This window comes from Jonesia quinghaiensis DSM 15701, from assembly GCF_000423205.1.
In the GTDB taxonomy this organism is placed as follows: Bacteria; Actinomycetota; Actinomycetes; order Actinomycetales; family Cellulomonadaceae; genus Jonesia; species Jonesia quinghaiensis.
This window is the reverse complement of record NZ_AUHN01000006.1, coordinates 317,444-343,253: the sequence shown is the minus strand read 5'-3', so window position 1 is coordinate 343,253 and position 25,810 is coordinate 317,444. Positions and strand designations below refer to the sequence as shown.

Here is a 25,810-nt window from a genome sequence, read left to right as displayed (position 1 = left end):
ATCTTCTGGTGAGAGGGGCCAGAACAGTCGAGTACAGAGACTGATTATGCCAGAACCTCAGGGCCTGTTCCACCACCAGCGTGGACGAAAGACCGTCAAACCCCAAAGATCTTGGTCACATCACGATTCTCCGTGCCTGCATCCCCGCTGACAAAGGCTCAACCGCGACGCTACACGAGCTGAAGGACGCCGTGAGTAATAATCGTCGTTGGCGACCTAAGAGCCGTGATATCGAGGTGAGGGTCATCCGCGTATCGGACCGCTTGTACAACCTCACCTTCGCGCATTCCAGGACGACCAAGGTACTGGCGAGACTGCCACGACGCTGAAGCAGTGACCTGTTCAGAAGGAATACCGGCCTCTACAAGAGCTGCACACTCATCAGCGATACGACCATGGGCGATACTGCCGCCAGCGTCAGTACCGACAAAGAGCGAAACCCCTAAGGCGTGGAGCGCGTGGACCTGCTCGCGACGCTGCGCGTGCATGCGCCGCATCCTGAGAGCAAAATCAGGGAAGCGATGCTCACCTTGCGCAGCGATCTGGTCAAACCTCTCGATTTGTAGCAGCGTTGGGACAACTGGAATTCCGGCTTCCGCAGCACGACGCATGTGCTCTTCTGACATACCAGTTCCATGTTCCAAGCAATCAATACCTGCATCGAGGAGCGCCCCGACCGATTCCGTCGCGAAAGTATGGGCAGTAACTCTGGCACCAGCAGCATGAGCGCGGGCGACTCCAGCAGCCAGATCCTGTGGTCTCCACAATGGTGCGAGATCGCCGTGTTCTCGTTCAATCCAGTCCGCAACAATCTTGACCCAACCATCACCACGCCTCGCTTGTCGATCCATCTCAGCAGGTAACTGATCCGACTGATCGATCTCTGAAGCGAAATCCTTGAGATAGCGCCGCGGACGAGCGATATGCTGCCCGCATCTGATGATGTGGGGAACATCAGTGCGACTTTGCAGCCATGACGTATCAAGGGCAGAACCAGCATCGCGCACCAGCAAAACCCCTGAATCCCGATTGACAACCGCTTGCTGATAAGCAATTTCGGGAGTTGTTGCTCCGTGGGCGTCCAAGCCAATGTGACAGTGCATATCAACGAGTCCGGGAAGGAAGACACCATCAAGGGTGGTGACATCGCCACTGACAGCAGTCAAAGATAACTTTCCACCAACGACCCAAGCCTCGGGGCGCTCACTACCATCATCAAGAATGATTCGGCCACGTAAGCGCCACCGTTGCGACTGGGTCATCGGTCACTTGCCAAGGAATTTATCAAAACCCGAGGGGAGTTGTAGTGACGCCGGGTCAACGTCCTGCTTCACTCCAAAAGCGGAGCCAGGCGCTGACGCGCCCTGAGCTTCCTCTTTGGCTTTCTTACGTGCCAAGGCTGCACGCTGTTGAGGAGTGAGTTTTTTGTCTTTCTTGGGCTGACGGGCACCAGCACGCTTGCCAACACCAGGCATCTTGCCCATGCCTGGCATCGCAGCCCCTGCAGGGCCAGCCTTTGCCATCTGTCGCATCATTTTTTGAGCGCCGTCAAAACGTTGCAACAGTTGGTTGATCTCTTGAACTGTGGTTCCAGACCCCTTGGCAATGCGTGCACGTCGCGAACCGTTAATAACTTTGGGGTTCTCGCGTTCAGCGGGTGTCATCGACTGGATGATCGCCTCTATGCGGTTGACTTCACGCTCGTCAAAGTTATCGAGAGCCTCACGCATCTGCCCCATGCCAGGCAACATGCCCAACATTTTTTTCATGGATCCCATGTTGCGAAGTTGCTGCATTTGCACGAGGAAGTCGGAGAGGGTGAAGTCCTTACCATCCGCGACCTTCTGTGCCATGCGTTCGGCTTCACCAGAATCGAAGGCTTTCTCCGCCTGCTCAATGAGAGTGAGCACGTCACCCATATCGAGGATGCGTGACGCCATACGATCGGGGTGGAATACCTCAAAGTCAGTGAGTTTTTCACCGGTAGAAGCGAACAAGATTGGTCGCCCAGTGACATGCGCGACCGAGAGGGCTGCACCACCACGAGCATCGCCATCAAGTTTCGATAGCACGACACCAGTGAAGTTCACACCTTCGGCGAACGCTTGCGCTGTGGCAACAGCGTCCTGCCCGATCATTGCGTCAATGACAAAGAGAATCTCATGCGGAGAAATAGCATCGCGGATATCCGATGCTTGCTTCATCAGTTCTGCATCAACACCGAGCCGCCCGGCGGTGTCGACAATGACAACATCATGTTGACGGACCTTAGCGGTCTCATACCCGGCACGGGCAATAGCAACCGGATCACCGGCGGAAAGACCGGGGGTAGCCCCCTCCCCCATATTCCCAGGATGCGGCGCATAGACAGGCGCACCGGCCCGTTCACCAACAACCTTGAGTTGCTGAACAGCGTTGGGCCGCTGCAAGTCAGCAGCAACGAGAATAGGGGTGTGTCCCTTGCTTTTTAGATGTAGCGCAAGCTTCCCAGCCAGAGTCGTTTTACCGGCACCCTGCAGACCCGCCAACATGATGACTGTTGGGCCATTTTTCGCGAATTGGAGGGGACGGCTCGCGCCACCCAAAATCGATACGAGTTCCTCGTTGACGATCTTCACGACCTGCTGGGCAGGATTGAGTGCAGACGAAACCTCTGAGGACAAAGACCGTTCTCGGATCGCCCCTGTGAAGTCCCGCACCACCGAGACCGCGACGTCTGCATCAAGCAGTGCACGCCGGATCTCACGGATCGTGGCGTCGATATCTGCCTCAGACAAGCGTCCTTTTGAGCGCAGATTCTTAAATGTTGATGTCAGCCGATCAGACAGCGTTGCAAACACGTGCTTCCCTTGACTCGCAAAGACGTAAAAACTATTGACACCTAGCCTACCTGCCACAGGCGCTCACATACACTTTCGCGGGCCATGTTGATGGCCCGCGAGGTGTCGCTAGCTTCCTGTGGGGCGGTCAGAGAGGGTGCGGAGGGCGCCGTGGAACAACTCGTCAACGAGTCGTTCACGCCACCGCGTCCACGCAGCGCTCCCCAAAGATGATGCGTCTGCCTCTGTCAATGCGCGGAGCATCTCTAAGATATCCCGCCGCCCCTGCACCGCCTGCGTAACCTTAGCGATCACCTCAGGGTCTTGGGGGTCCTGGGTTGTTGCCAGTTGGGACAAAATCAAGTGCTGTTCAACAAGAATGCGGACGTCAGCAATAACATTGGCACCGTACCCTAAGGGTTCAAGAATTTGTGGAACGAGTTCAGCTCCCCCAACGGAGTGATCGTCAATGCCCTGCTGTTTACCAATGTCATGCAGGAGCGCCGCCAACATCAGCGTCACGGGTGAGTCAACTTTGCTCTTCCACAATCGAGTTCTGCTGACAACTTCAATGAGATGACGATCAACCGTGTGGCGGTGAACAGGTGCTCGTTGTGGCCGATTGCGCACCCCTTCCCAACCACGCAACCATCTGCTGGGTAGGCCAGCGACATCAAGGACCTCCCAGACATCAATGAGTGCACTTCCAGAGCTCAATAACGTCTCAAACAACCCTCGCGCCTCAGGTGACCACGGGGTTGGCGGATCAGCAGTGGCACTAAGTACCGGTACTGCTGAACCGGAGATCGGAAGACCACTTTTGGCTGATGCAGCAGCTATCCGCAAGGCAACGAGGGGGTCGTGAACCCCACCATCTGGCGGTGCGAGGGCCAGTTCACCTGCAAGTTCCACAACGTCGGGTGCCACATATCGTAGTCTCGGTGCGCTCCGACGCCCCCGGATCACGAGCGTTCGCGATATTCCCTGCCCTCCCGAGAGAACACCCATCGCCCGGCGGAACGTCACGTCAAGCTCAAACGACACGCGACGACCAGCAGCAGCAATATGCGCTGTCACCTGGTCGCCATCGTTGAGTTGGAGGACTTGGGCTACTTCATCACGGTCCGCCGCGAGTAGCGTATTTGCGTGTCGACCAGTGACCACATGGATCGCGTCACGGACATCAAGGAGTTCTGCGATAGCGTCATCAAGCGCGCCATGTGAACGGTCTGTCAGCCATGATGCCGCTAGAGCATCCAGTAATAGTGCGTCCCGCAGGCCGCCGCGTGCTTCTTTGATATCCGGTTCAACCAAATAAGCCACCTCACCGAATCGTTCCTGACGCACCTTAGCGGAAGCGCGTAGTGCGGTCAGACGGGTGCGCGCTGCGCTGCGCCAATCAGCCAAAACAGCGGCCGATGCACGACTCGCGACCTCCTTGTCTCCGCACAGATGGGTCATGCTCAACATGCCCACTGCCGCGGTGATGTCGTGGGAGGCGACTTTGCGGCATTGGTTGAGAGACCGGACTGAATGATCAAGGTCGATGCCTGCATCCCAGATCGGATACCACAATCGGTTTGCTATTTCCTCAACAGCGGCTGGATCAGCGACGTTTCCGTCGTATACCAAGAGGAGGTCAAGGTCGCTCATCGCACCCATATCACCACGCCCTAATGACCCCACCGCAACTAACGCCATTCCGGCGGCACGGTTGTCTTGATCATGGTGAGTGGCGTCATGCCACATATCTTTCAGAGCCTTCGTCACAGTAGAGGTGATGCGTGCTCGTCGAACTGCACCGTGTGGTGTGGTGCGGGCAATCTCCATCAGCGTGGGTCGCAGCTGTTGAAGTTCCATGGTTCCCCCTTGGTTCACAAAAGAACTGGCGCGGATCCGTGGGTAAACGATCCGCGCCAGTTAGGTTGGTGATGCTTGACGGCGACCTGTGGTGGTGTTTTCCACCGCCTGGGCATTCTTCGGGGTCGCCGCCGGTGGTGAGGTTACAGTGCGGCTGCTCCCTCTTCACCAGTTCGCACGCGGGTCACTGAGTCAACTGGAACGACCCACACTTTGCCGTCACCGATTTTTCCAGTGTGGGCTGCTTGGGAAATCACGCCCGTGACCCGTTCCGTGTCGACATCGTCAATGAGAACTTCGAGACGAATCTTGGGGACCAGATCGATAGTGTATTCCGCACCGCGGTAGACCTCTGTGTGTCCCTTTTGCCGGCCGTAGCCACTTGCTTCTGAAACTGTCATGCCGCGAATGCCGGCTGCTTCTAAGGCACTCTTCACAGCGTCGAGGCGGTGGGGTTGGATGATCGCGGTGACGAGCTTCATGGCTTTACCTCCGAGTATGAACGAGCTGAGAGAGTTTCATAGGCACTCTCACCGTGGACTGCAAGGTCGATTCCTGCAACCTCAACTTGTTCGGTGACACGCCATCCGATAGTTGATTTGATGATCAGTGCCAAGACCAAGGTCACGATCGCGGAGTAGGCCATAGCGACAACGGCGATGATGACTTGCACTGCAAGAAGCGAGACTCCGCCACCGTAGAACAAACCGCCGTCAAGTGCCAAGAAGCCAATGGCAACTGTTCCCCAGAGCCCTGAAACGAGGTGAACACCGACAACGTCGAGCGAGTCATCGTATCCGAAACGGTACTTCAGCCCAACGGCTAGTGCGGAGAGCGCACCGGCAACGAGACCCAAGATGATGGCGCCGAAGGGGCTAAGTGAACCAGCAGCTGGTGTGATGGCCACAAGACCTGCCACAACACCTGAAGCTGCACCGAGCGATGTGGCGTGGCCGTCACGAATCTTCTCTGTGATGAGCCACCCGATGATTGCTGCTGCTGTTGCGGTTGTGGTGTTGACCCAGGCGAGCCCTGCCATGCCATCTGCCGCGTACGCTGATCCTGCGTTGAATCCGAACCACCCGAACCACAGGAGTGCGGCGCCAAGCATGACAAACGGAAGGTTGTGTGGGCGCATTGCTTCACTGCCGAAGCCTTTGCGCTTACCGATGACGAGGACCAATACCAGTGCAGCGATACCGGCGTTAATGTGAACTGCTGTTCCACCTGCAAAGTCAACAGGCGATGCGATTGAGGCGAATGGACCGTCGTCGGAGAGTAGCCCCCCACCCCACACCATGTGTGCCAGTGGGAAGTAGCTGAGGGTAACCCATAGACCTGAGAAGACGAGCCATGAACCGTACTTCACACGGTCGGCGATAGCACCGGAGATCAGTGCTGTCGTGATCATGGCGAATGTTGCCTGGAACCCTACATCGACAATAACTGGAAGGCCGTCAGAGACCGTAAATTCAAATCCATCAGCGCCATGTGTGAAGACGCCTTTTAGTGCCCACTGTTCGAAGGGGTTTCCGAAGATCCCGCCAATGCTTTGGTCTGCGTAAGACATTGACCAGCCGAAGAGAACGTACACGATGCCGATAACAGCCATGGCACCGAAGGACATCATGAGCATATTCAAGACACTCTTACCACGGACCATACCTCCGTAGAAGAACGCCAGACCAGGGGTCATCAGCAGCACGAGCGACGCACTGATGAGCATCCATGCAGTTAATCCTGTATCAACCATGTGATTTCACCTCCCTCGTCAGCCGGGCGGCTGACCTGTATCAACTGTGCGGGAGGGGAATTACGGTGATGTCAGTCTCTGGTTTCGTCGCGGTGACGTTCTGGACCCGCGTGTAAACAGTGTGTTTCGGATCACTGTTCTTGAACATATGTACCGCTTTACTCAACGGGTAGGACACGATTGTCCAGTTTTATGAAGCGGACACTCCAAGAAGACCGTCAACAAACTGTTCAGGATCAAACGGCGCCAAGTCATCAGGGCCCTCACCTAAACCAACAAGCTTGACCGGCACACCGAGTTCACGTTGCACAGCGACGACGATGCCTCCGCGGGCAGTGCCATCAAGTTTCGTCAGGACAATTCCCGTGACACCTGCAACCTGGGAGAATACGCGCGCCTGGTTCAAACCGTTCTGCCCGGTCGTGGCATCAAGAACAAGCAACACCTCACTGATGGGCGCTTCTTTGGTGATAACTCTCGTGATTTTTGAGAGTTCATCCATTAGTCCTGCCTTGTTTTGCAAACGCCCGGCCGTATCAACGACAACAACGTCAACACCGGTGGAACGGCCAGTTCGAACAGCATCGAAGGCAACGGACGCCGGATCGGCACCGTCACGATCTGACCGCACCGTTTCTACACCGACCTGCTGGCCCCATGTTTGAAGTTGATCTGCGGCTGCAGCACGGAAGGTGTCTGCTGCCCCCAACAGAACTTTTTGGCCGTCCGCAACAAGAACCCGGGTGAGTTTACCGATCGTTGTGGTTTTTCCTGTCCCATTGACACCAACAACCACGATGACAGCGGGGGGTACAACCTCATCCGCAGATTCGGGACGGTCAAGGTGGAGTGTTCGGTCCAACGTTGGGTCCACAATTGCGAGGAGTTCTTCTTTGACAATCTGGCGGATGGTCCCCGCCTCACGAATATCCTCAACACGTGCCCGAGTTCGCAGAGCATCGATAAGTTCCGTGGTGGGGCCTACGCCTAAGTCCGCCATGAGAAGAGTTTCTTCCAACTCATCCCAGTCGCTTTCCTCAATGTGGTCTTTTGAGAGAATCGCTAAGAGGCGCTGCCCTAACGGTGACCCTGAAGCTGCGAGGCGGCCACGCAATCGCGCCATGCGACCGCTGGCTGGTAATGGAACATCGGGAGTGTGAACAGGCCCAGCAGAACGCGGCTCGCTTTCCTCCCCCACACCATCACGCAGGTCACTGTCGTCCCCCGTGACAACAGTGTCGCGTTCAATGCTTTGCGGGCCCTCTTGTGGACCACGGGAGGAGCGTTTGCTCCGCACAAAGCCGGCGTAGCCAAGTCCTGAAAGGACAACGAGTGTGGGGACAAGGTAAGGAAGCAGATCAGTCACGCATTACAGTGTGACAGATTCCCACCTTATGCGCTGTCGCGGCTCCCGCTCACTGCTCCATAGAGACTGTCAAAACGCTGCGCAAGCATATCGAAACTGTCGTGGTCACTGTCAGAAAGCGCTGTGGCTTCAGTGAACTCGTCCCAGGTGACGTTGGAGGTGAAGGTTGATAGACCTGCCGTAGCGAGTCCCGTTGCCGGTGACGCAGGAACGCGTACACCTGACTTTTTCAGGTTGCGTCGCTGGGCAACATGAACAGCCAAATCACGGCGGACTGCACGGACTCGTTCACGACTCACGATGCGAACTGCGGCGAGCATACTCAACAAGGCGATCCGCACACGAAGTGATAGTGGTTTAAGCGCACCTGCCGCGTCGCTCCACAGGAGACGCCAACGCGAACCAAGAGGCCGTTTCACATCTTCTTCATCATCGCTAGCAGCCGCGATCATTGAGGCTCGCCCGGCTCCGACAAGGACAACTACAGCAAGGATAAAAGCACCGAAAAACCAGGCGACAACAGGCATCATGTCTTCATTTTTAGCACGTAAAAGTGGGCCTTCATCGCGAATCATGTGATGATTTTGGTCGCACTGTCGTCGTGGTCCATGCGATGCGTCACAACGGTGGAGATGCCGTCCTTATGCATGGTCACTCCGTAGAGCGAATCGGCGATCTCCATGGTCCGTTTTTGGTGTGTGATGACGATGAGTTGAGAGTCCTCTTGTAGTTCTCTGAACAGCGTCAACAGGCGTGAAAGATTCATGTCATCCAGCGCAGCCTCGACCTCATCCATGACATAAAAAGGGCTCGGCCGGGCTTTGAAAATCGCAACGAGAAGTGCCACCGCAGTAAGGGACCTCTCCCCACCTGAGAGGAGCGAGATTCGTGTCACTTTCTTCCCGGCAGGGCGCGCTTCGATCTCAATTCCAGTGGTGAGCGCGTTGTCAGGGTCAGTCAAGAACATCCGCCCTGTGCCCCCGGGAAAAAGTCGAGGGAAAATGCGCTCAAACTGCAGCGCAGTATCTTCGAAAGCTTCAAGGAACACCGTGCGAACCTGATCATCAATGTCCCGGACCAGTGCCATAAGGTCCGTCCGAGAACGCTTGAGATCATCAAGCTGTTGGGCGAGAAACGTATGCCGCTCTTCAAGAGCTTTGTACTCTTCAAGAGCCAACGGATTGATTTTGCCGAGGTTTCCGAACTTCTTCTGAGCGGTGTCACGAGCCTGTTCCACTCGCTGACGGTCAAATGGCAGGAGTTTATCGCCGTTTTCCTTGTCTGGTGACCGCAGGGCAGCAGCATAGTCCGGGGTGTCATGGTGCGGACCAAACTGTTCAACCAGAAGTGTGGGGTCAACCCCAAAGTCTTCTAGGGCTTGGGAGCTGAGGTGTGTGTGCTCCGCTGTCAGGTGGGACAGTGAAAGCTCTTCACGGTGCAGGCGTTCACGAACATCATCAAGTGCGGTCCCCAGATCGCGTTCACGATCGCGTAGCCCCTGAATATGTTGGTGGGTCTGAGCGTAACTTTCCTCAAGCACAGCAAGTTCAGCTCGAGCGTGCTGTTCTGATCGGTCAATGAGCGTGAGCGCACGGTGGACTGTGTTCTGGATGCTTGTCGTGGCGGCATGCTGTTCTGATCGACGGCGCGCCTGCTCCGCGGCCCGCTGATGAGCGACTCGCTCATGCTCGAGTGCTCGAGTCAAACTGTTGATCTTGTTGTGCAAAGTTGTCCGCTGTTCCTGAAGCGCACGCAGGCGAACACGCCCTTGGGTTTCATGTTCCTGAACATCAGCGAACTGCTGGCGCAGGTCGCTGATGCGATCAGCGTAATCCTGTTCGGGAACAACCTCAGTTGGTTTAGCGGTGAGTGACTCCAACGCTAAGGTTCGCTGTTCCAGTGTCTCTTGTGCCTTCGACCTACGAGCAACTAACGACACAACAGCAGACTCTGCGCGTTGTAGTTCAGCACTAGCTGAGTGCCATAGCGCGGACAATCGTTGGTGCTCTGCTGTTGCTTGTGCGTGTTGAGATCGAATCTCTGCCTGGCGATCTTGGGCAGACTTCAGCGCTACTAAGGCTTCGTCATGCAGTCGAGAAAGCTCCTCTTGACGCATCAGTGCAGCATCACGGTCGCGCTCATGACGGACTATGTCTGTCCGATGCTGATCCAGTTGCTCTTTCAATGCAACTTTCCCGGTTTGCGCAGGGTGCAGGTGCAAAGATCCGTGACGGACTAAGTGCCCATCCATCGTTGCTGCCACCATTGCCGGATTGTCAGTAACCCACTGCTGCGCGTGCTCAAGATCTGGCGCGATGACGGCGTGCCGGGCAATTAACTGCATAAACTGTGCAGTCACATCGGCTCCGCGATGTCGTTGAGAATCGACTATCTGTGGAACGAGAGCTCCGACATTCACAAATGGCGGCTCAATGTTGTCTTGAGTGAGTGTGGAAGCATGAGCACGTATCTGGGCGCCTGGGTGCACCAGTGTCAGGGTCGATTCTGGATGGCCATCGGCTATATCCAGTGCGAGTTCTGGTGAGTCCACCACAACGGCTTCGAGATAGTGCTCAAATAGTGCTGTTAGCGCCGGCGCATAGCGGGGAACTAAGTGAACATGTTCCAGCAGTGTTCCGTGAACTCCTCCGGCGTCAAGCATCGAATCCGGAACTGAACGAAGTTGACTCGTCAAGACCTCCACACTCGCACTGGACCTAGCTAGCGCTTGTTCTGCCCGACTAGTCTCACCTCGGGCTTGCCGTAGTTGCTCTGCAATGGATGTCGCCGTAGATCGTGCTTCTTGAACAGCACTCAAGCCATCGTCGTGAAGGACCGGGAGTTCGCCCGGCGTTTCAAGATCATCACGGCGTGCCACTGCAGCCGTGACCGCCTCATGCGCTTGTTGTACATCGGTAGTCACTGCATCAAGAATGGCGCGGGCCGCAGTGACATCCGCTGATAGTTGGTCACGCTGTTTTTCATAGTTGCGACGAGTAGTGAACGCAGTGGACCGCTCAGTTTCAACCTTAATGAGCGCCTCACTGGCAGCAGTTTTCAGTGATGTGACGCGCTGTAGTTCCGCGTTCTCCTGGGAGATTTTCTCATCGAGAGCCTCTCGTTGACGCTGCGCTGAGGACAACGCTTCTTCTGTTGCGGGCGAACGATCGATGACAGCATGTTGATCAGGGGCCCCAAGGTGGCGCAAGCGTTCAGCAGTGAGTGATGCCATCGCTTTGAGCTGTTCGTGGTGTTGGGCGAGTGCCATGACTGCTGCTGACAGAGTCGAGCGACGCGGTGAAGCGTGAGCTGCGATCACCTCCTGTTCCGCGAGGTGTTCACGGGCGACTGCCAACTGACGGTTCATGTCAGCGACCTGGGCCTGCATGGTGTGCACTGCACCGCTACGGTCTTTAAGGCGCGCATCGAGGTGGGTCAAGTCGTCTGCGAGGAGACGCAACCCGGCATCGCGGGCTACGGCTTGGAATACTGCTCCACGGCGTGCAGCGTGAGCTTGGCGCGCTAGTGGCCCGAGTTGTTTGTTGAGCTCAGCAAGCAGGTCCGTCAACCGCAGGAGATTTCCCTGCATATTATCGAGTTTACGAAGTGCTTTTTCTTTACGTTTTCGGTGTTTAAGAACACCCGCAGCCTCTTCGATGAAGCCACGACGTTCTGTTGGGGTTGCGCGCAGGACTGTGTCGAGTTGGCCCTGACCAACGATGACGTGCATTTCCCGGCCAAGGCCAGTGTCTGAGAGCAGTTCTTGGATGTCGAGCAGCCGCACTGGCGCCCCATTGATCGCATACTCTGAACCCCCACTGCGAAACAGTGTCCGAGTGATCGTTACCTCTGCATAATCAATGGGGAGTTTGCCATCGGCATTGTCGATGGTCAAAGAAACCTCGGCGCGCCCCAGAGCTTGGCGAGCTGACGTGCCGGCGAAGATGACATCTTCCATTTTGCCGCCACGTAAGGTTTTAGCCCCTTGCTCCCCCATCACCCACGCAAGGGCATCAACAACGTTGGATTTACCGGAACCGTTTGGTCCGACGACACAAGTGATACCCGGCTCGAAATCGAACCGGGTAGCACTGGCGAAAGATTTAAACCCGCGAAGGGTCAAGGTTTTGAGATACACAAAGACTTCTTAAGAAAGCGTAGGAAACCACAGACCGATCTCGCGTGTTGCTGACTGTGGAGAATCAGAACCATGTACCAGGTTCTGGGCAACAGGTAGACCCCAATCCCGCCCGAGATCACCACGAATTGTTCCTGGCGAAGCCTGAGTTGGGTCTGTCGTTCCAGCAAGGGAGCGGAATCCCTCAATGACGCGTTCCCCCTCAGCGACGACAGCAACTAAAGGGCCTGAAGACATGAAGTCACACAGAGGTTCATAGAAAGGCTTACCGACATGCTCTGCATAGTGCTGCTCCAGCAGTTCTCGGCTGGCTTCCCGCAACTCTAAAGCAACAACAATGTACCCTTTGGACTCGATGCGGGACACAATCTGCCCGATGAGACCGCGCCTTACCCCATCGGGTTTGATGAGAATGAGTGTGCGTTCCGTCGTGTGGTGTGTCATGAGAACAACTCTACCTAGTCTCTGTGACACGCGCGCCCTGCCTAGCAGGGGATGAATCCCCTGCTAGGCAGGTAACTTCTACACGTTTGGCGCAGTGTCTGGATGCTGTGCGTCGTATGCGGCCCGTTCTCGGTCAATCTTTGCACCAAGCAACACTGAAGCGATCCACACACCCAGAAAAACAATCGCAACAACAATGAACGAGGTGTCCACCACTAGGCTGAGTGCAGCAAATGGGACCTGTGCTGCAGTGCCTGCAACAACTCCATACACACTGCCCTGCAACCGAGAAATCACGAGGAAGAAGGCAGTCAGTACGCCACCAAAGATCCAGAGTTGTTGGGGCTCTGCGGCGATGAGATCGATATCAGAAAACCTGACGGCGACCACCGTCGCAAACACTACGACAAAGGCTTGGAGCACCAGCGTCACAGAAGTGAACTGTTGGCGCGCACTCTTCTTAGCAATGATTCGGGAACCGGGAGCTGGGGCATGTGTCACTGTCCAAGGATAGCGACAATCTATGCCAGTTCGCCGAAACCTTCAGTGATCGCGCGCACAACAGCGGTGAGCGCCTCTTCTGCTTGCGGCCCCTGTGCTGTAATCACAAGCCGTTGTCCGCCGCTCACCCCCAACTTCATGATCTCAATGACCGAACTTCCGTCAGCTCCGTTGAGTGTCACGTGTGCATCGAAAGAAGCAATCAGTCGAGCAAGCACAGCAGCTGGCCGTGCATGCAAGCCCAGCGAGTTCAGTACCTCAACTTCTTGCGAGACGCTGCCCTCAACACCTGGAGGTGTAACGTGTTCAGTCGCTGACAACGGTGACAGAAGAGAGTCCATAGCTTGATGAGCGCTGCGGGCAACATCAGCTGCAGGCGCGCCTCCTTCAGCAGACACAGCAGCAGCAACACCACCTTCAACAAAGGGGGCTGAAGCCAAAGTGATTCGCCCCTCCAATTCCGCTGGTAGAAACTCCATCACAGACTGCGTCGACAACACTGCTGACCCAAGGTCAGCCAAAACAACTACATCACGCAGAGGGTCTTCACTGTCATCACCTAACCCAGCGGCACGTTCGATGGCAGCAGCAATCGTGTCAAAAGATGTTCCTAAAGAACCATCCTCTAAACCACCAGCTGGAATCATCACAGTGGTGGGCGCCATCTGGCGGCAGAGGTCAACGATGCCCTGAGCGAGCAGACCGCTGTGTGAGACAAAGACCAAAGCAACAGCAGGGGTCATGATACTTCTCCATTCTTAGCGGCTTGAGATGCAGCCTCAAGGATAAGCGCAGTTGAGGTTGCTCCGGGGTCCTTATGTCCCACGGAACGTTCACCTAGGTAACTCGCTCGTCCTTTTCGGGCTTGCAGAATTGTTGTTGCGCGTGCTCCAAGCGCTGCGCCTGTGGCAGCGGCACTGAGTACTTGATCTGGGGGCAGCCCTTGGTCATACGCCTCACGTGCGGCGTCGACAGCGGGCGCCCAAGCATCGACCATAGTTTTTTCTCCCACCGCGGCTTTCCCTCGGAAAATAGTTCCGTCTCTCGCTGCTGTCAGGAGATCGACAACAGCCAACGAGTCGAGATCACGCCCCTCAATTGCCTTCGCTGCACGGAGAAATGCCGTCCCATATAGTGGCCCAGACGCACCCCCTACTGTCGACATCAACGTGGTAGCAACCATCCGCAGCACATCAGCGGGGGTGTCGGGCGTGTTCTCCTGAAGTCGTTGTGCAACCGCTGCGAAGCCGCGAGCAAGGTTCTCTCCATGATCACCATCACCAATGACACGGTCGAGTTGACTGAGTTCACTGCGGTGGTCGTGGATAGAGGTGGCACATCCAGCGATCCACTTCACAGCCCATTGGTTGGTTAACACGGTCATCTCCTGTACTCGCTACCAGCGTAGAGCTGCTGTATGGACGGGAGCGTCCCACAGGCTCGTCATGTCATCATCGAGCCGTAACACAGACAGCGACACCCCTTGCATATCAAGCGAGGTGACATAGTTCCCCACAAGTGATCTACTCACGACAACGCCTGCGCGGCTTAGTAGTTCAGCAGCCGCACGGTAGACGATATACAACTCGGAAGTCGGCGTGCCGCCCATCCCATTAACAAAAAGAAGTACCTGCTCACCGGAAGCCAGCGCTAAGTCATCAGTGATCGCTTCAAGGAGCGTTGCGGTGATGGTGTCTGCTTCTGACAGTTTCTCTCGCCGTCGCCCGGGCTCACCGTGGATCCCGATACCCAACTCGATTTCGTCGTCACCGAGATCGAATGAGGGAACCCCGGCATGTGGGACTGTGCATGCACTGAGCGCAACTCCCATTGACCGCACGTTGGCGTTGACATGCTCGGCAATACGCACAACAGTCTCAAGATCATCACCCCGAGCCGCTGCAGCACCAGCAATTTTCTCCACCAACACTGTGCCGGCCACCCCTCGCCGACCTGCCGTCCATGTCGAGTCCTCAACAGCAACATCGTCATTTACGAGCACTGTACGCACATCGATTCCGTCGGCTTGCGCTAGTTCAACTGCCATCTCAAAATTCATGACGTCGCCAGTGTAATTTTTCACGATCGCCACAACCCCGCCACCAACATCAGCGTGGTGAAATGCTGCATCAATCTGATCTGGAGTTGGCGAGGTAAACATCGCACCGGGCACGGCGGCAGCAAGCATGCCATCCCCCACAAAACCACCGTGCAGGGGCTCGTGGCCCGATCCCCCACCGGACACCAACGCCACCGTTGAGTGTGGCAGCGGTCTGCGTTGGGAAATGAATGTTGGGTCCCAATGCGCCTCAACAATGGACGAGTGAGCAAGCGCGAACCCTTCAACGCTTTCCCTCAGGACATCGCGGGGGTCATTAATGAGCTTTTTCACTGTGCACCTTCCAAGACAGACAACGTCGGCTGTGGGGAATGAAGACCACTGTGTCATTCAATCACTGTCGACCCTGTTCACGCTTGTCGGTCACGGCGTGTCTGGTGTTGCGATGTTCCACACCGCATGGCGTTTACCGCTTACCGAGCAGTGTTCTGGCCTGGGCGGCAAGGATCACCGAACCGGTAACAATCACCCCAGTTCCTGTGCCTGTTCCGATGTCGTCATAGAGTTCCGCTTGAGTGGCAGCAATATCAAGAGCTTCATCAAGCGCTGGGGCTTGGTGCACACGTTCTTCGCCGAAAATCTCTTCGGCGAGTTCTGCGAGTTCTTGTGTGTCACGTGACCGGTCAGAATCGGACTGTGTGATAACGATTTCGGCTAGCACAGGTTCAAGCAGCGACAGAATAGTTTCTGCGTCTTTGTCTTGAAAAATACCGACCACACCGATCAAACGGTGGAACTGGAACGATTCATCGAGCGCTTCGATGAGCGCATCGATACCTCCTGGGTTGTGCGCGGCGTCAACAAGGAAAGCCGGGCTTGACCGCACCAGTTCCAGACGCCCGGGGGACGTCACCTTCCCGAAGGCTGCTTCAACAATTTCACCACGCAATGCAGCCCCTGAAGCCATAACACCTTCGGCTGCGACAAGTGCCAGCAACGCGTTGTGTGCTTGATGGCGCCCAAATAGTGGGAGGAAAATATCCGTGTACGTTGCAGCAGGTGTTGTCAGGGTTAGCATCTGCCCACCCACTGCTGGTGCACGCCCGGTCACGTCCATGTCAGCTGGTTCACCGATGAGGTGAGCGGAGACTGCTTGCGCAGCTTCCACAATGACTTGGTGAACTGATTCTTCTTGTTGAGCGACTACTACCCGTCGGTGTGGTTTGATAATGCCAGCCTTCTCCGTGGCGATGTCATGCAATGTGTCGCCCAACCATTGGGTGTGGTCTAGAGAAATCGGGGTGATAATCGATACTTCAGGATCGATGACGTTGGTTGCGTCCCAGGTTCCGCCAAGCCCAACTTCAATGACGGCAACATCGACCGGCGCGTCAGCGAAAGCCGCATACGCCATGACAGTCAATACCTCGAAGAAACTCAGGCGTGGCCCACCTGCGCTTTGTGAGGAGGCATCAGCCATCTCAATGTACGGCGCAACATCGTGGTAAACCTCCACAAAAGCACGTGGAGAGATTGGTTCGCTGTCAATGGTGATGCGCTCAGTGACCGAGGTGAGGTGCGGAGAGGTGAACCGGCCAGTTCGCAATCCGTGCTCGTCAATAAGCGCTTCGACCATGCGCGCCGTTGAAGTCTTTCCGTTTGTGCCCGTGATGTGAATCGTCCGATAGGCATTTTGGGGGTTTCCGAGAAGGTCGAGTACGTGACGTACCCGGTCAAGAGTTGGCTCAAAATCATGTTCCGGGTTGCGGGTCATGATCTGCCCGTAGATCTCGCGGAGTTCTGCGAGTTCTTGGTCAGTTGGTTCTGTAGGCAGGGGCTTTCTCTGCACGGGGGTGCTCCTTCTTATCACGGGCACAAACGGCTTGGTTGGGTTTAGGCTCGCTGCACAGACACGGTGCGTTCCCCGGGCTCGGTAACCATGTCGATTGCGAGCGTTTCGCGTGCGATCAGGTCACGGTGCGTTGTCAAAGCAGCAAGGTTTTCTTCTGGCACAGTGATTGTCAGGTGAATACGGTCTGACACGTTGAGTCCTGCGTTTTTGCGTGCCTCTTGGATGTCACGGATTAAGTCACGTGCGTAACCCTCCGCGATGAGTTCTTCGGTGAGTTCGATGTCGAGAACAACAAACCCTCCGCCACTCAAAACGGCTGCTGCAGTGTGCTGACCCGAGGTGTTATCGACGACTGTCGTGAGTTCGTATTCAGCAGGTAAGAGCTCCACGTCGCCGCCATCGGTGGTGACCACAACTGCCCCGGCCGCTGTTTTCGACCATGCTCCAGTTTTGGCGCCCTTGATGACAGCTTGAACACCACGTCCGAGGCGCGGGCCTGCAGCACGAGCATTGACCGCAAGGTTCTCTGAGATCCCATAGGTGGTCGCTGCAGAGTCGTCGAGAAGTTCAATGTTGACATTACGGACGTTGAGTTCCCCAGCAAGCACAGTGCTGTATGGCGAAATCGCGGCAGGGTTGTCAGTGACGATAGTTAGTGATGACAGTGGTTGGCGCACCCGGAGGCGGTGTGCTTTACGCAAGGACAACGCCAGGGACACTGTTTCACGGATCTCGTCCATGGCACCCACGAGAGTGTCATCGGCAACGAGAATCTCACCGTACGCTCCAGCCAGGGTTGGCCAGTCTTCTAGGTGCACGGACCGTCCACCAGTAAGTCCACGCCAAATTTCCTCGGAGACTAGCGGTGCTAGTGGCGCGATGAGGCGCGTCAGAGTTTCCAACACGGTGTAGAGAGTGTTGAATGCGTTGTGGTCTTCGCCCCAGAAGCGGTCACGCTGGGTGCGCACATACCAGTTAGTGAGTTCATCGAGGTAATCACGCACTGATTCACACGCACCGGCAATGTCAAATCCATCCATCTGCCCGGTGAGGTCAGCGACAAGAGTTCGCGTCCGAGCCAAGATGTACCGGTCCATGTCCGGGAGATCTGCGTAGTCGTCGGGGGTAATCATGCGGGCAAGGTATCCCTGGCCCTTCCCCACCGCTGAGACGTACATCGTAAAGAAGTAGTACGTGGACCACACAGGGAGCAGTACCTGACGGACAGAATCTCGAATTCCCTCTTCTGTCACCACGAGGTTTCCGCCACGCAAAATGGGGCTCGACATGAGGAACCAGCGCATAGCGTCTGCGCCATCTCGACCGAGGACTTCTGACACGTCAGGGTAGTTGCGCAACGACTTGCTCATTTTGCGCCCGTCAGAGCCCAGCACGATCCCGTGGGATACAGCAGTTCTGAAAGCGGGGCGGTCAAACAGTGCGGTGGCAAGGACATGGAGGGTGTAGAACCAACCACGAGTTTGCCCGATGTACTCCACGATGAAATCACCTGGGTAGTGGTTGTCGAACCACTCGGCATTCTCAAAGGGATAGTGCACTTGCGCGAATGGCATGGACCCGGAGTCAAACCACACGTCAAGGACATCAGGAATACGGCGCATCGTCGATTGCCCAGTTGGGTCATCGGGGTTTGGCCGCGTGAGGTCATCAATGTATGGGCGGTGCAGGTCCGGCTCTCCCTGCTCGTTGAGCGGCAACCGCCCAAAGTCACGCTCAAGATCAGCTAGTGAACCATAAACGTCCATGCGCGGGTATTCTGCACTGTCTGACACCCATACAGGAATGGGGGTGCCCCAGTAGCGGTTACGTGAGATGGACCAGTCACGAGCGTTGGAGAGCCACTTTCCAAACTGACCATGCTTGATGTGGTCAGGGACCCAGGTGACGTCGTCGTTGAGTTCGACCATGCGGTCACGGAATTGCGTGACCCGCACAAACCACGAAGACACAGCCTTGTAGATCAAAGGGTTCCGGCAACGCCAGCAGTGTGGATAGGAGTGTTGGTAGGTTTCGTGGCGCACAACGATGCCACGCTCTTTGAGGTCTTTGATGATGACCGGGTTGGCATCAAAAACCTGTTGCCCAACATAGTCGGGAACATCATGGGTGAAACGTCCTTTAGAGTCCACTGGGACGATCGTGTCGATGCCCGCTTCCGCGCAGACTGCGGCGTCGTCTTCACCGAATGCTGGGGCAAGGTGGACTAACCCTGTTCCGTCATCCGTGGTGACAAAGTCAGCGGCTAGTACCTGGTGGGCGTTGTCCCGATCTGCGAAGTATGCAAACGGTGGTTGATAGAACAGTCCAACGAGGTCTGCTCCGGTGAGCTGGGCAACAACTTCAGGCTCTTCACCAAGTTCACGAGAATAGGAACTCACCCGGGAGGCTGCCAGAATCAGCGTGCGACCTGCCATGTCACCCTGTGTCGGGCGCACAGCAACATAAGGAATGTCAGGGCCAACAGCAACGGCAAGGTTCGAAGGCAAGGTCCATGGGGTGGTTGTCCAGATCACCAACGATGCGTCACGCAGCGCCTGGGGGGCGTCACGCAGTGGCAGCAAGACAGTGAGTGCTGGATCTTGACGGGACTGGTAGACATCGTCGTCCATGCGCAGTTCGTGGTTGGACAACGGTGTTTCATCACGCCAGCAGTATGGCAGGACCCGGTGCCCCTCGTAGGCAAGGCCTTTGTCATAAAGTTGTTTGAATGCCCAGATGACAGATTCCATAAAGGTGCTGTCGAGGGTTTTGTAGTCGTTTTCGAAGTCCACCCAACGTGCTTGCCGAGTGACGTACTCTTCCCATTCTTTGGTGTACTTCAACACCGAGGTGCGGCAGGCATCGTTAAATGCAGCGATACCCATCTCATCAATTTGGGATTTATCCGTGATGCCAAGAACGCGTTCGGCTTCGAGTTCAGCTGGTAACCCATGAGTGTCCCAGCCGAACCGACGTTCAACGCGGCGGCCACGCATCGTTTGATACCGGGGTACAACGTCTTTGGCGTACCCAGTCAGGAGGTGGCCATAGTGTGGCAAGCCATTGGCAAACGGGGGGCCATCGTAGAAAACGAACTCATTGGAACCCTTGTCCCCTGCGTCACGTTGCGCAATGGACGCCGCGAAAGTGTTGTCGGACTCCCAATACGCCAGCACCTCCTCTTCAACTGTTGGGAGATGAGGAGATGCGACAACAGAGTCTGCGTCGCGGTGCAGCGGATAGCGTGAGCTGTTACTCATGGCGTGAGCACTCCAGGGTGGACCAATAAAACCTGTGACTGCGAGGACGAACACCATGCGCAGGGGCATGGGGCCGCGGTACCACCCCGCTTGCTGGCATTAGGAGCTCCGCGTGTTGCGGGAGTTCACTAGCTACCAACCTCTCGTTCTCAGCTGTAACGGGCCTTCCCCGTCCGGGTCTACTAGGGCTGTGCTTCGCGCGTGGGTCCCGGTGGGAGTGAGTCCTTACGGTTCATCACTGCGCGTGACATGGCCTGTTCTTCCGGAGGCTCGCCGGTGATAGCCGGGTCGACGCCGATCTGTTTCATCCTAGACTGCAACGCCCCCATTCGTCACGTCTCGCAGGGAGGCAGTCTGGCGTGTTTCTGTTCTTGTGGCGCGTCTCATGCTGAAGCGCTCGATGTCGTGCAACACGAGGTACTCCACGGTGACTGCACCAGCACGTCCTGGTTTCACCACGTCAACAACTCGCTCCTGCGCAACCGGAGTCGGTTGCATCACGCGAGGAGCATCAAGGTTCAAGGAGGAAGGGAGCACAGCACTGCGCACAGGGGTGGCAAGTGCCACGGCGAGAGATGACATTTTTATCCTGGAAAATCTAGACGCCCCCTGTGGGGCGTCATCTGTTGTGTGGTCAGCGGAAAGTTACGGGCTGACAACAACAGGAAAGGCACACACGGCCCATGACAGACAGCGTGGAACGCTGGTCATGGTTACTCACGGTGCTCAATGTCATGCCCCTATGATGACCGAGAAACCCAGACTGCGTCTAGTGCAAACATCTCGTGCCCAACTGGTGGACGTGTGTTGCGCATCGTGAAGCAAGAGCGCCACCTCGCGTCGAAAGCCCTGTTGATCGGCGGTACGGTAGAGAAAATACGTCAATACCAAAAGGGGCAAGCATTATGAGCACAGTTGGTTTCATCGGCATCGGAAACATGGCAGGTGCCATTATCCGCGGGCTTATCGCCAGTGGACTGGTTCAGTCACAGGACATTGTGGTGTCCTCGAGAAACAAGACGAAGCGTGACGAGTTCGCGGCTGAGCTCTCCCTTCGAGCTCTTGATTCCAACGCGCTTGTCGCACTGGAATCAGACATCCTCATTTTGGCCGTTAAACCACACCAATTTGCTGAAGTTGCCGCTGAGATCAGCGAAGAACTCCAAGAAAGCACACCCCTTGTGGTCTCAGTTGCCGCTGGCTTGACCTTAAATGACCTAGGCGCAATGTTGGGGCAAAACACCCGCATTGCCCGGGCAATGCCCAACGTCAACTCCACGGTGCGCGCTGGAATGACCGCCATCTGTCTCAACGAGAATGCCACGGACAGTGACGAATCAAGCGTCGTTGCCGCATTCGAAGCAGTAGGCGACGTTGTTGTCCTTGAGGAAGCGCAATTCCCGGCATTCACCGCCATAGCAGGGAGTTCCCCGGCATTCACGTTCCTCTACATTGATGCCCTGTCGCGCGGCGCAGTTGCTGCGGGAATGCCCAAAGCAGTCGCCACCAAAGTTGCCACCCAGGCAGTGCTTGGTTCAGCAACGCTCCTCCAAGAAACACAAGAACACCCTTGGGCGCTCATCGACGCGGTCTGCTCCCCTGGCGGCACCACTGTTGCAGGTTTGCTGGAACTTGAACGCCACGGTTTTCTTTCAACAGTTACCGACGCGGTTGCTGCCACCGTCTCACGTGATAAAAACCTCAACCAACAGGGCTGATGCATCTGGCATCATAGAACGACAAGGTCCCTCAGCCTCGATTGGTTGGGAGGTGCAGCGCCGATTTGCGCTGCTGATCTGCTCCGGCATTCGCAGCACATCCTCCCGCCCACTCTTGGCTGAAAGAATCACCTCTGATGATGCCTTCACTTTTCCGCGAGCGCACAGCCCCTTCTATGGGTCTGCGCCGCGTGGCTATTCCCGTTGTTGTCACCTTGTCTACTGTCGTTTTCCTTAGTGCTTGCAGCGCTGAGTCAACATCTTCTCCTGCCGCCCAATCGTCGCCGTCGACTACGTCCACTGGAACTGCCTACCCGCTGACGATCGATAACTGTGGGTATGAGGTGACGTTTGAGCAGGCTCCGCGCCGGGTTATGACCGCGAAGTCGTCAACCACGGAACTTCTTCTTGCGTTGGGGTTAGGTGACTCCATTGTGGCGACGACGTACCTCGATGGTCCGATTCCTGATTGGTTGCAGGAGCAGGCGCAGGGTAATGAGGCGATTGCGTCACCGTTGGCAGAGCAGTTACCGTCCGCTGAGGCTGTGCTCGAGGTGGAGCCTGAGGTTGTTTATGTCGGGTGGGAATCTATGTTGACTGCTGAGGGGATCGCTGACCGGGATTTCTTTGAGGATCTTGGGGTGCACACGATCGTTGCCCCCTCTGCGTGTAAAGCACCGGGGTATCAGCCTGACCCGCTGACGTGGGAGGCGTTGTTTGATGAGATCACCACTGTTGGTGAGATTTTCGATGCTTCTGAGCAGGCGGCGCAGGTTGTTGCGGATCAGCGGGCGCAGTTGGAAGCGGTGACTGCTGACGATCGCGGTCTTGAGGCGTTGTGGTTTTCTTCGGGGTCTGATGTTCCGTTTGTTGGTGGGGGTATTGGCTCGGCCCAGCTCATCATGGACACCGTGGGAGTGAGTAACGTAGGGCAAGATATTGATGACACGTGGGGTTCGATGTCATGGGAAGCCATTGTTGAGTCGAACCCTGATGTCATCATTCTTGTTGATGCGAGTTGGTCAACTGCTGACAGCAAGATCGAGATGCTTGAATCACAGCCGGCTGCTGCACAGTTGCCGGCTGTGAAGAATAAGCAGTATTTGGTCATCGACTTTCCACCAACGGAAGCCGGGGTTCGTACGGTGTCAGCGGCGGCAGATCTTTCCCGCCAATTGAGTTCACTCGAGTTGTCGTAGTTTCATGACTGCCGTGAAGCAGGTTGACAGTTCTGCACACTATGTTCCCCCCGTGGATCATTTAGTGCGTGGTGGGTTCGCGTGGCGCAGGGTGCTTGTCACCAGTGGCGTATTGTGTGCGCTGGTTGTCACTGTGGTGTTCACGGTCATGATTGGACCCGCCCAGTTATCTGCTGGTGAGGTGTGGGCTTCGATCCTGCATCACCTAGGTTTGGGCGGGTTTGCTGGCGGTGTTGAGATCTCCGCGTTGCGCGACGCGATGGTGTGGGAGTTGCGACTTCCACGGGTTCTCACCGCTGGCGCTGTGGGGGCCGGGTTGGCGTTGTGTGGAGTGATCATGCAGTCGCTGACCCGGAACCCTCTTGCTGATCCTTACCTTTTAGGGTTGTCCTCTGGGGCGTCTCTTGGCGCAGTGATCGTGTTGTTGTTTGCTGTTGGCGTTGCTTTACCCATTGCCGCGTTTAGTGGTGCCTTGTTGGCACTCGTTGGGTCCTTGACTCTTGCCCGCTCAATGGGGGCTGTCACCCCGGTTCGGACTATTCTTGCGGGCCTTGCTATTAGTCAGGTCTGTTCGGCGGGGGTGTCGTTCATTATTTTTTGGTCAGCTTCAGGCGATTCTTACCGGCAAGTGCTGGCGTGGTTGATGGGGTCCCTTGGTGGGGCGTCGTGGAGCACTGTTGCCATTGCTGGTGGCGCATTGGTGGTCATTGGTGTTCCGCTGATGGTTAGTGGAAATATTCTTGATGCGTTTACGTTCGGTGAGGCATCGGCACATAGTTTGGGTATTCGTGTTGAGGCTTGGCGGTGGGGGTTACTCATTGCTGTGGCGGTGTTGACCGGTTCCTTGGTGTCGGTGAGTGGGGCGATTGGTTTCGTGGGGATCATCATTCCGCACGCGGTTCGTCTTCTTGTTGGCACGGGTCACCGTTTGCTTCTGCCGCTTAGTGCTGCATGTGGTGCGGTGTTTCTCATGTGGTGCGATACCTTGGCTCGCACGATTTTTGACCCTCGTGAAATTCCTGTTGGGGTGATCACTGCAGCTGTTGGGGCACCTCTTTTCGCGTTTGTGCTCTACCGAACGAAAGCTGGTGAAGCATGACTTTCTCGCAACTCTCAGCGAAAAAAGTGTCCTGGAGTATCGGTGACACACGAATCGTTGACAACATTTCCCACGCGTTCCGCGCTGGGGCTGTGACGGGTTTATTGGGCCCGAATGGCAGTGGGAAGTCGTCGTTGGTGCGTCTCTTGAGTGGGCTGAACTCGCCTGCATCCGGGCTGGTTGAACTTGACGGGCGCAGCATTGGCTCGTTGGGTTCGCGGCAGCGCGCTAGAACGATGGCTGTGATGGATCAACATCATGGCACGTCTCAGCCGACGTCTGTTCGTCAAGCTGTTGCGTTGGGGCGGATTCCACACCGTTCACTTCTTGGTGGTGAGCACGTTGTGGACCGTCAGATTGTTGGTTCTGTGCTCAGCGCGTTGGACCTGACAGACTTCGCGGACCGTGACCTGGACACGTTGTCCGGTGGTGAACGTCAACGTGTCCACATTGCTCGTGCACTTGTTCAACAGCCACGGGTTCTGCTGGTTGATGAACCAACAAACCACCTTGATATCAAAGCGCAGTTCGATATTTTGGCCATATTGCGTCAGGTTGCTACCCAAGCTGGGTCTGACAATTTTTCCGGCACTGAGGCGCCGACTGTTGTCGTTGCGTTGCATGATTTGAATCTTGCAGCGAGGTACTGTGACCAACTGATTTTGCTGTGTGAGGGGCGCGTTGTGGCTGCGGGCAAGGTCCAAGAGGTCCTCACTCCGGCGAATATCCGCAAGGTGTACGGCGTTGATGCAGCGGTCATGTCACACCCGGTCACGGGTGAGTTCATGGTTGCTTTGGCTCCGCTGACGCACAGTGCACAAACAGATCAGGCACATCCGGTATCCCAACAGCGCGCTGCTACGAGAGGTTCTGAGGCGGCTCACTCCGCGTCGGTGCCTGCTCGCTGAGCCTGGCGGGCAGCAGCGAGGCCAGCGGCGTACCCCGCATCGAAAGCTTCTTGACTGCCTTGCGCAAACAAATCGTCGGGGCCAAGACGCACAAGTTGGCGTGCACCTTCCCCATCGTTGCCTGCTGGCAGGACTGCCCCGGCCAGTCCACGGATCACCGCGATCGGACGACCGTCAGTTTTACCGCGCACGATTTCTGAGGCACTGGCTAACTCATCAATGAGTGCTGTCTGGGTAACTGACAGTTCACGGCCAGCGGTGTCTTGGTGTCCGCGGTAGTCAACTATTGGGAGAATGCCTGCCGCACCGATCGCAATATCTGTCAGACCCGCACGCCAGGGGCGCCCTACAGTGTCAGTGATAATGACAGCGACGTTGACACCACGCAGCGCAGCGATGGTGGCCCGGATAGTGCGGGCGCTCGCATCAGGGTCGCTGGGCAGTAACAATACTGTTCCAGCAGGTGTGTTTGACGCGTCGACCCCAGCTGCTGCCATGACCAGCCCTAACGGGTTTTCGACGATACGCAGACTGGTTCCATCAGGGCGCATCCGTTGGGCAACGATACGCACTGTTTGTGAATCGATGGCGGCTTCGCGGTCATCAGCTGCAACGATGCGTCCTTCTGCTTTCGACACAATCTTTGAGGTGACTGCCACAATGTCTCCGTCAGCGAGTGGCATGGAACTGTGACACACGAGGCCACCGATGTCGTCCCCCGGAACAATCTCAGGTAGTCCGACGGGGGCTGATACATGGAACTCCACGGAACCGGCCTTTCTCGCATGTTGGTATGTCTCATACTGACCTACTCAGCTCTCAGCATACGTGCCA

General features: G+C 56.2%; 21 protein-coding genes. 4 read left to right on the top strand and 17 right to left on the bottom strand.

Annotated elements, in window-relative coordinates:
• Nucleotides 1-170: 170 nt before the first annotated feature.
• From G538_RS0107085 to G538_RS0107005, 16 genes are all read right to left on the bottom strand, one after another.
• Complete coding sequence (locus G538_RS0107085; protein WP_029068768.1) at nt 171-1,262, bottom strand: amidohydrolase family protein; 1,092 nt, start codon at nt 1,260-1,262, stop codon at nt 171-173.
• 3 nt (nt 1,263-1,265) lie between these two features.
• Nucleotides 1,266-2,840, bottom strand: coding sequence for a signal recognition particle protein (gene ffh, locus G538_RS0107080; RefSeq protein WP_029068767.1), 1,575 nt, complete (start codon nt 2,838-2,840; stop codon nt 1,266-1,268).
• A gap of 108 nt (nt 2,841-2,948) precedes the next feature.
• Nucleotides 2,949-4,679, bottom strand: coding sequence for a [protein-PII] uridylyltransferase family protein (locus G538_RS15590; RefSeq protein WP_051196676.1), 1,731 nt, complete (start codon nt 4,677-4,679; stop codon nt 2,949-2,951).
• Nucleotides 4,680-4,822: 143 nt separating this feature from the next.
• Nucleotides 4,823-5,161: a P-II family nitrogen regulator gene (locus G538_RS0107070; protein WP_029068766.1), complete on the bottom strand. Its 339-nt coding sequence runs from the start codon at nt 5,159-5,161 to the stop codon at nt 4,823-4,825.
• Nucleotides 5,158-6,432 (bottom strand): ammonium transporter, encoded by a 1,275-nt coding sequence (locus tag G538_RS0107065; RefSeq protein WP_029068765.1) that lies wholly within the window; start codon nt 6,430-6,432, stop codon nt 5,158-5,160. The genes G538_RS0107070 and G538_RS0107065 overlap by 4 nt, the downstream gene beginning before the upstream one ends.
• Nucleotides 6,433-6,622: 190 nt before the next feature.
• Nucleotides 6,623-7,798, bottom strand: coding sequence for a signal recognition particle-docking protein FtsY (gene ftsY / locus G538_RS0107060; protein WP_029068764.1), 1,176 nt, complete (start codon nt 7,796-7,798; stop codon nt 6,623-6,625).
• Between the two features lie 26 nt (nt 7,799-7,824).
• On the bottom strand, nt 7,825-8,373 hold the full coding sequence (locus G538_RS0107055) for a hypothetical protein (RefSeq protein ID WP_029068763.1): 549 nt from the start codon (nt 8,371-8,373) through the stop codon (nt 7,825-7,827).
• Nucleotides 8,370-11,936, bottom strand: a complete 3,567-nt coding sequence (gene smc, locus G538_RS0107050) for a chromosome segregation protein SMC (RefSeq protein WP_029068762.1) — start codon at nt 11,934-11,936, stop codon at nt 8,370-8,372. The genes G538_RS0107055 and smc overlap by 4 nt, the downstream gene beginning before the upstream one ends.
• Nucleotides 11,937-11,945: 9 nt before the next feature.
• Complete coding sequence (gene ndk, locus G538_RS0107045) at nt 11,946-12,380, bottom strand: nucleoside-diphosphate kinase (protein ID WP_029068761.1); 435 nt, start codon at nt 12,378-12,380, stop codon at nt 11,946-11,948.
• A 78-nt stretch (nt 12,381-12,458) separates the two neighbouring features.
• The gene (locus tag G538_RS0107040; RefSeq protein WP_051196674.1) at nt 12,459-12,881 is read right to left on the bottom strand and encodes a DUF4233 domain-containing protein; all 423 of its coding nucleotides are present in this window, start codon (nt 12,879-12,881) and stop codon (nt 12,459-12,461) included.
• Between the two features lie 20 nt (nt 12,882-12,901).
• Nucleotides 12,902-13,624 (bottom strand): dihydroxyacetone kinase phosphoryl donor subunit DhaM, encoded by a 723-nt coding sequence (dhaM, locus tag G538_RS0107035; protein ID WP_029068759.1) that lies wholly within the window; start codon nt 13,622-13,624, stop codon nt 12,902-12,904.
• Complete coding sequence (dhaL, locus tag G538_RS0107030; protein ID WP_029068758.1) at nt 13,621-14,265, bottom strand: dihydroxyacetone kinase subunit DhaL; 645 nt, start codon at nt 14,263-14,265, stop codon at nt 13,621-13,623. Before dhaL ends, dhaM begins: the two co-directional genes overlap by 4 nt.
• Before the next feature lie 12 nt (nt 14,266-14,277).
• On the bottom strand, nt 14,278-15,273 hold the full coding sequence (dhaK, locus tag G538_RS0107025) for a dihydroxyacetone kinase subunit DhaK (protein ID WP_029068757.1): 996 nt from the start codon (nt 15,271-15,273) through the stop codon (nt 14,278-14,280).
• Between the two features lie 133 nt (nt 15,274-15,406).
• Nucleotides 15,407-16,789, bottom strand: a complete 1,383-nt coding sequence (locus G538_RS0107020; protein WP_029068756.1) for a bifunctional folylpolyglutamate synthase/dihydrofolate synthase — start codon at nt 16,787-16,789, stop codon at nt 15,407-15,409.
• Nucleotides 16,790-16,833: 44 nt separating this feature from the next.
• Nucleotides 16,834-20,052 (bottom strand): isoleucine--tRNA ligase, encoded by a 3,219-nt coding sequence (gene ileS / locus G538_RS0107015; protein WP_029068755.1) that lies wholly within the window; start codon nt 20,050-20,052, stop codon nt 16,834-16,836.
• Nucleotides 20,053-20,361: 309 nt separating this feature from the next.
• Nucleotides 20,362-20,634, bottom strand: a complete 273-nt coding sequence (locus G538_RS0107005) for a hypothetical protein (RefSeq protein WP_029068754.1) — start codon at nt 20,632-20,634, stop codon at nt 20,362-20,364.
• A gap of 323 nt (nt 20,635-20,957) precedes the next feature.
• Here G538_RS0107005 and proC point away from each other — a divergent pair, with 323 nt between their 5' ends.
• From proC to G538_RS15580, 4 genes are all read left to right on the top strand, one after another.
• Nucleotides 20,958-21,770 (top strand): pyrroline-5-carboxylate reductase, encoded by an 813-nt coding sequence (gene proC / locus G538_RS0107000; protein WP_035833528.1) that lies wholly within the window; start codon nt 20,958-20,960, stop codon nt 21,768-21,770.
• 137 nt (nt 21,771-21,907) lie between these two features.
• A complete protein-coding gene (locus G538_RS0106995; protein ID WP_245566813.1) occupies nt 21,908-22,969 on the top strand; it encodes a putative F420-0 ABC transporter substrate-binding protein in 1,062 nt (353 codons plus the stop codon).
• A 4-nt stretch (nt 22,970-22,973) separates the two neighbouring features.
• Entirely contained in the window at nt 22,974-24,068 is a 1,095-nt protein-coding gene (locus tag G538_RS0106990; RefSeq protein ID WP_084618174.1) for a putative F420-0 ABC transporter permease subunit, read from the top strand.
• Nucleotides 24,065-24,976 carry an ABC transporter ATP-binding protein gene (locus G538_RS15580; protein ID WP_084618172.1) on the top strand — a complete coding sequence of 304 codons (912 nt, stop codon included), beginning with the start codon at nt 24,065-24,067 and terminating at the stop codon, nt 24,974-24,976. The genes G538_RS0106990 and G538_RS15580 overlap by 4 nt, the downstream gene beginning before the upstream one ends.
• Here the strand turns inward: G538_RS15580 and cofE are convergent.
• The gene (gene cofE, locus G538_RS15575; protein WP_035833525.1) at nt 24,949-25,743 is read right to left on the bottom strand and encodes a coenzyme F420-0:L-glutamate ligase; all 795 of its coding nucleotides are present in this window, start codon (nt 25,741-25,743) and stop codon (nt 24,949-24,951) included. The two genes, G538_RS15580 and cofE, sit on opposite strands and share 28 nt — an antisense overlap.
• Nucleotides 25,744-25,810 lie beyond the last annotated feature (67 nt).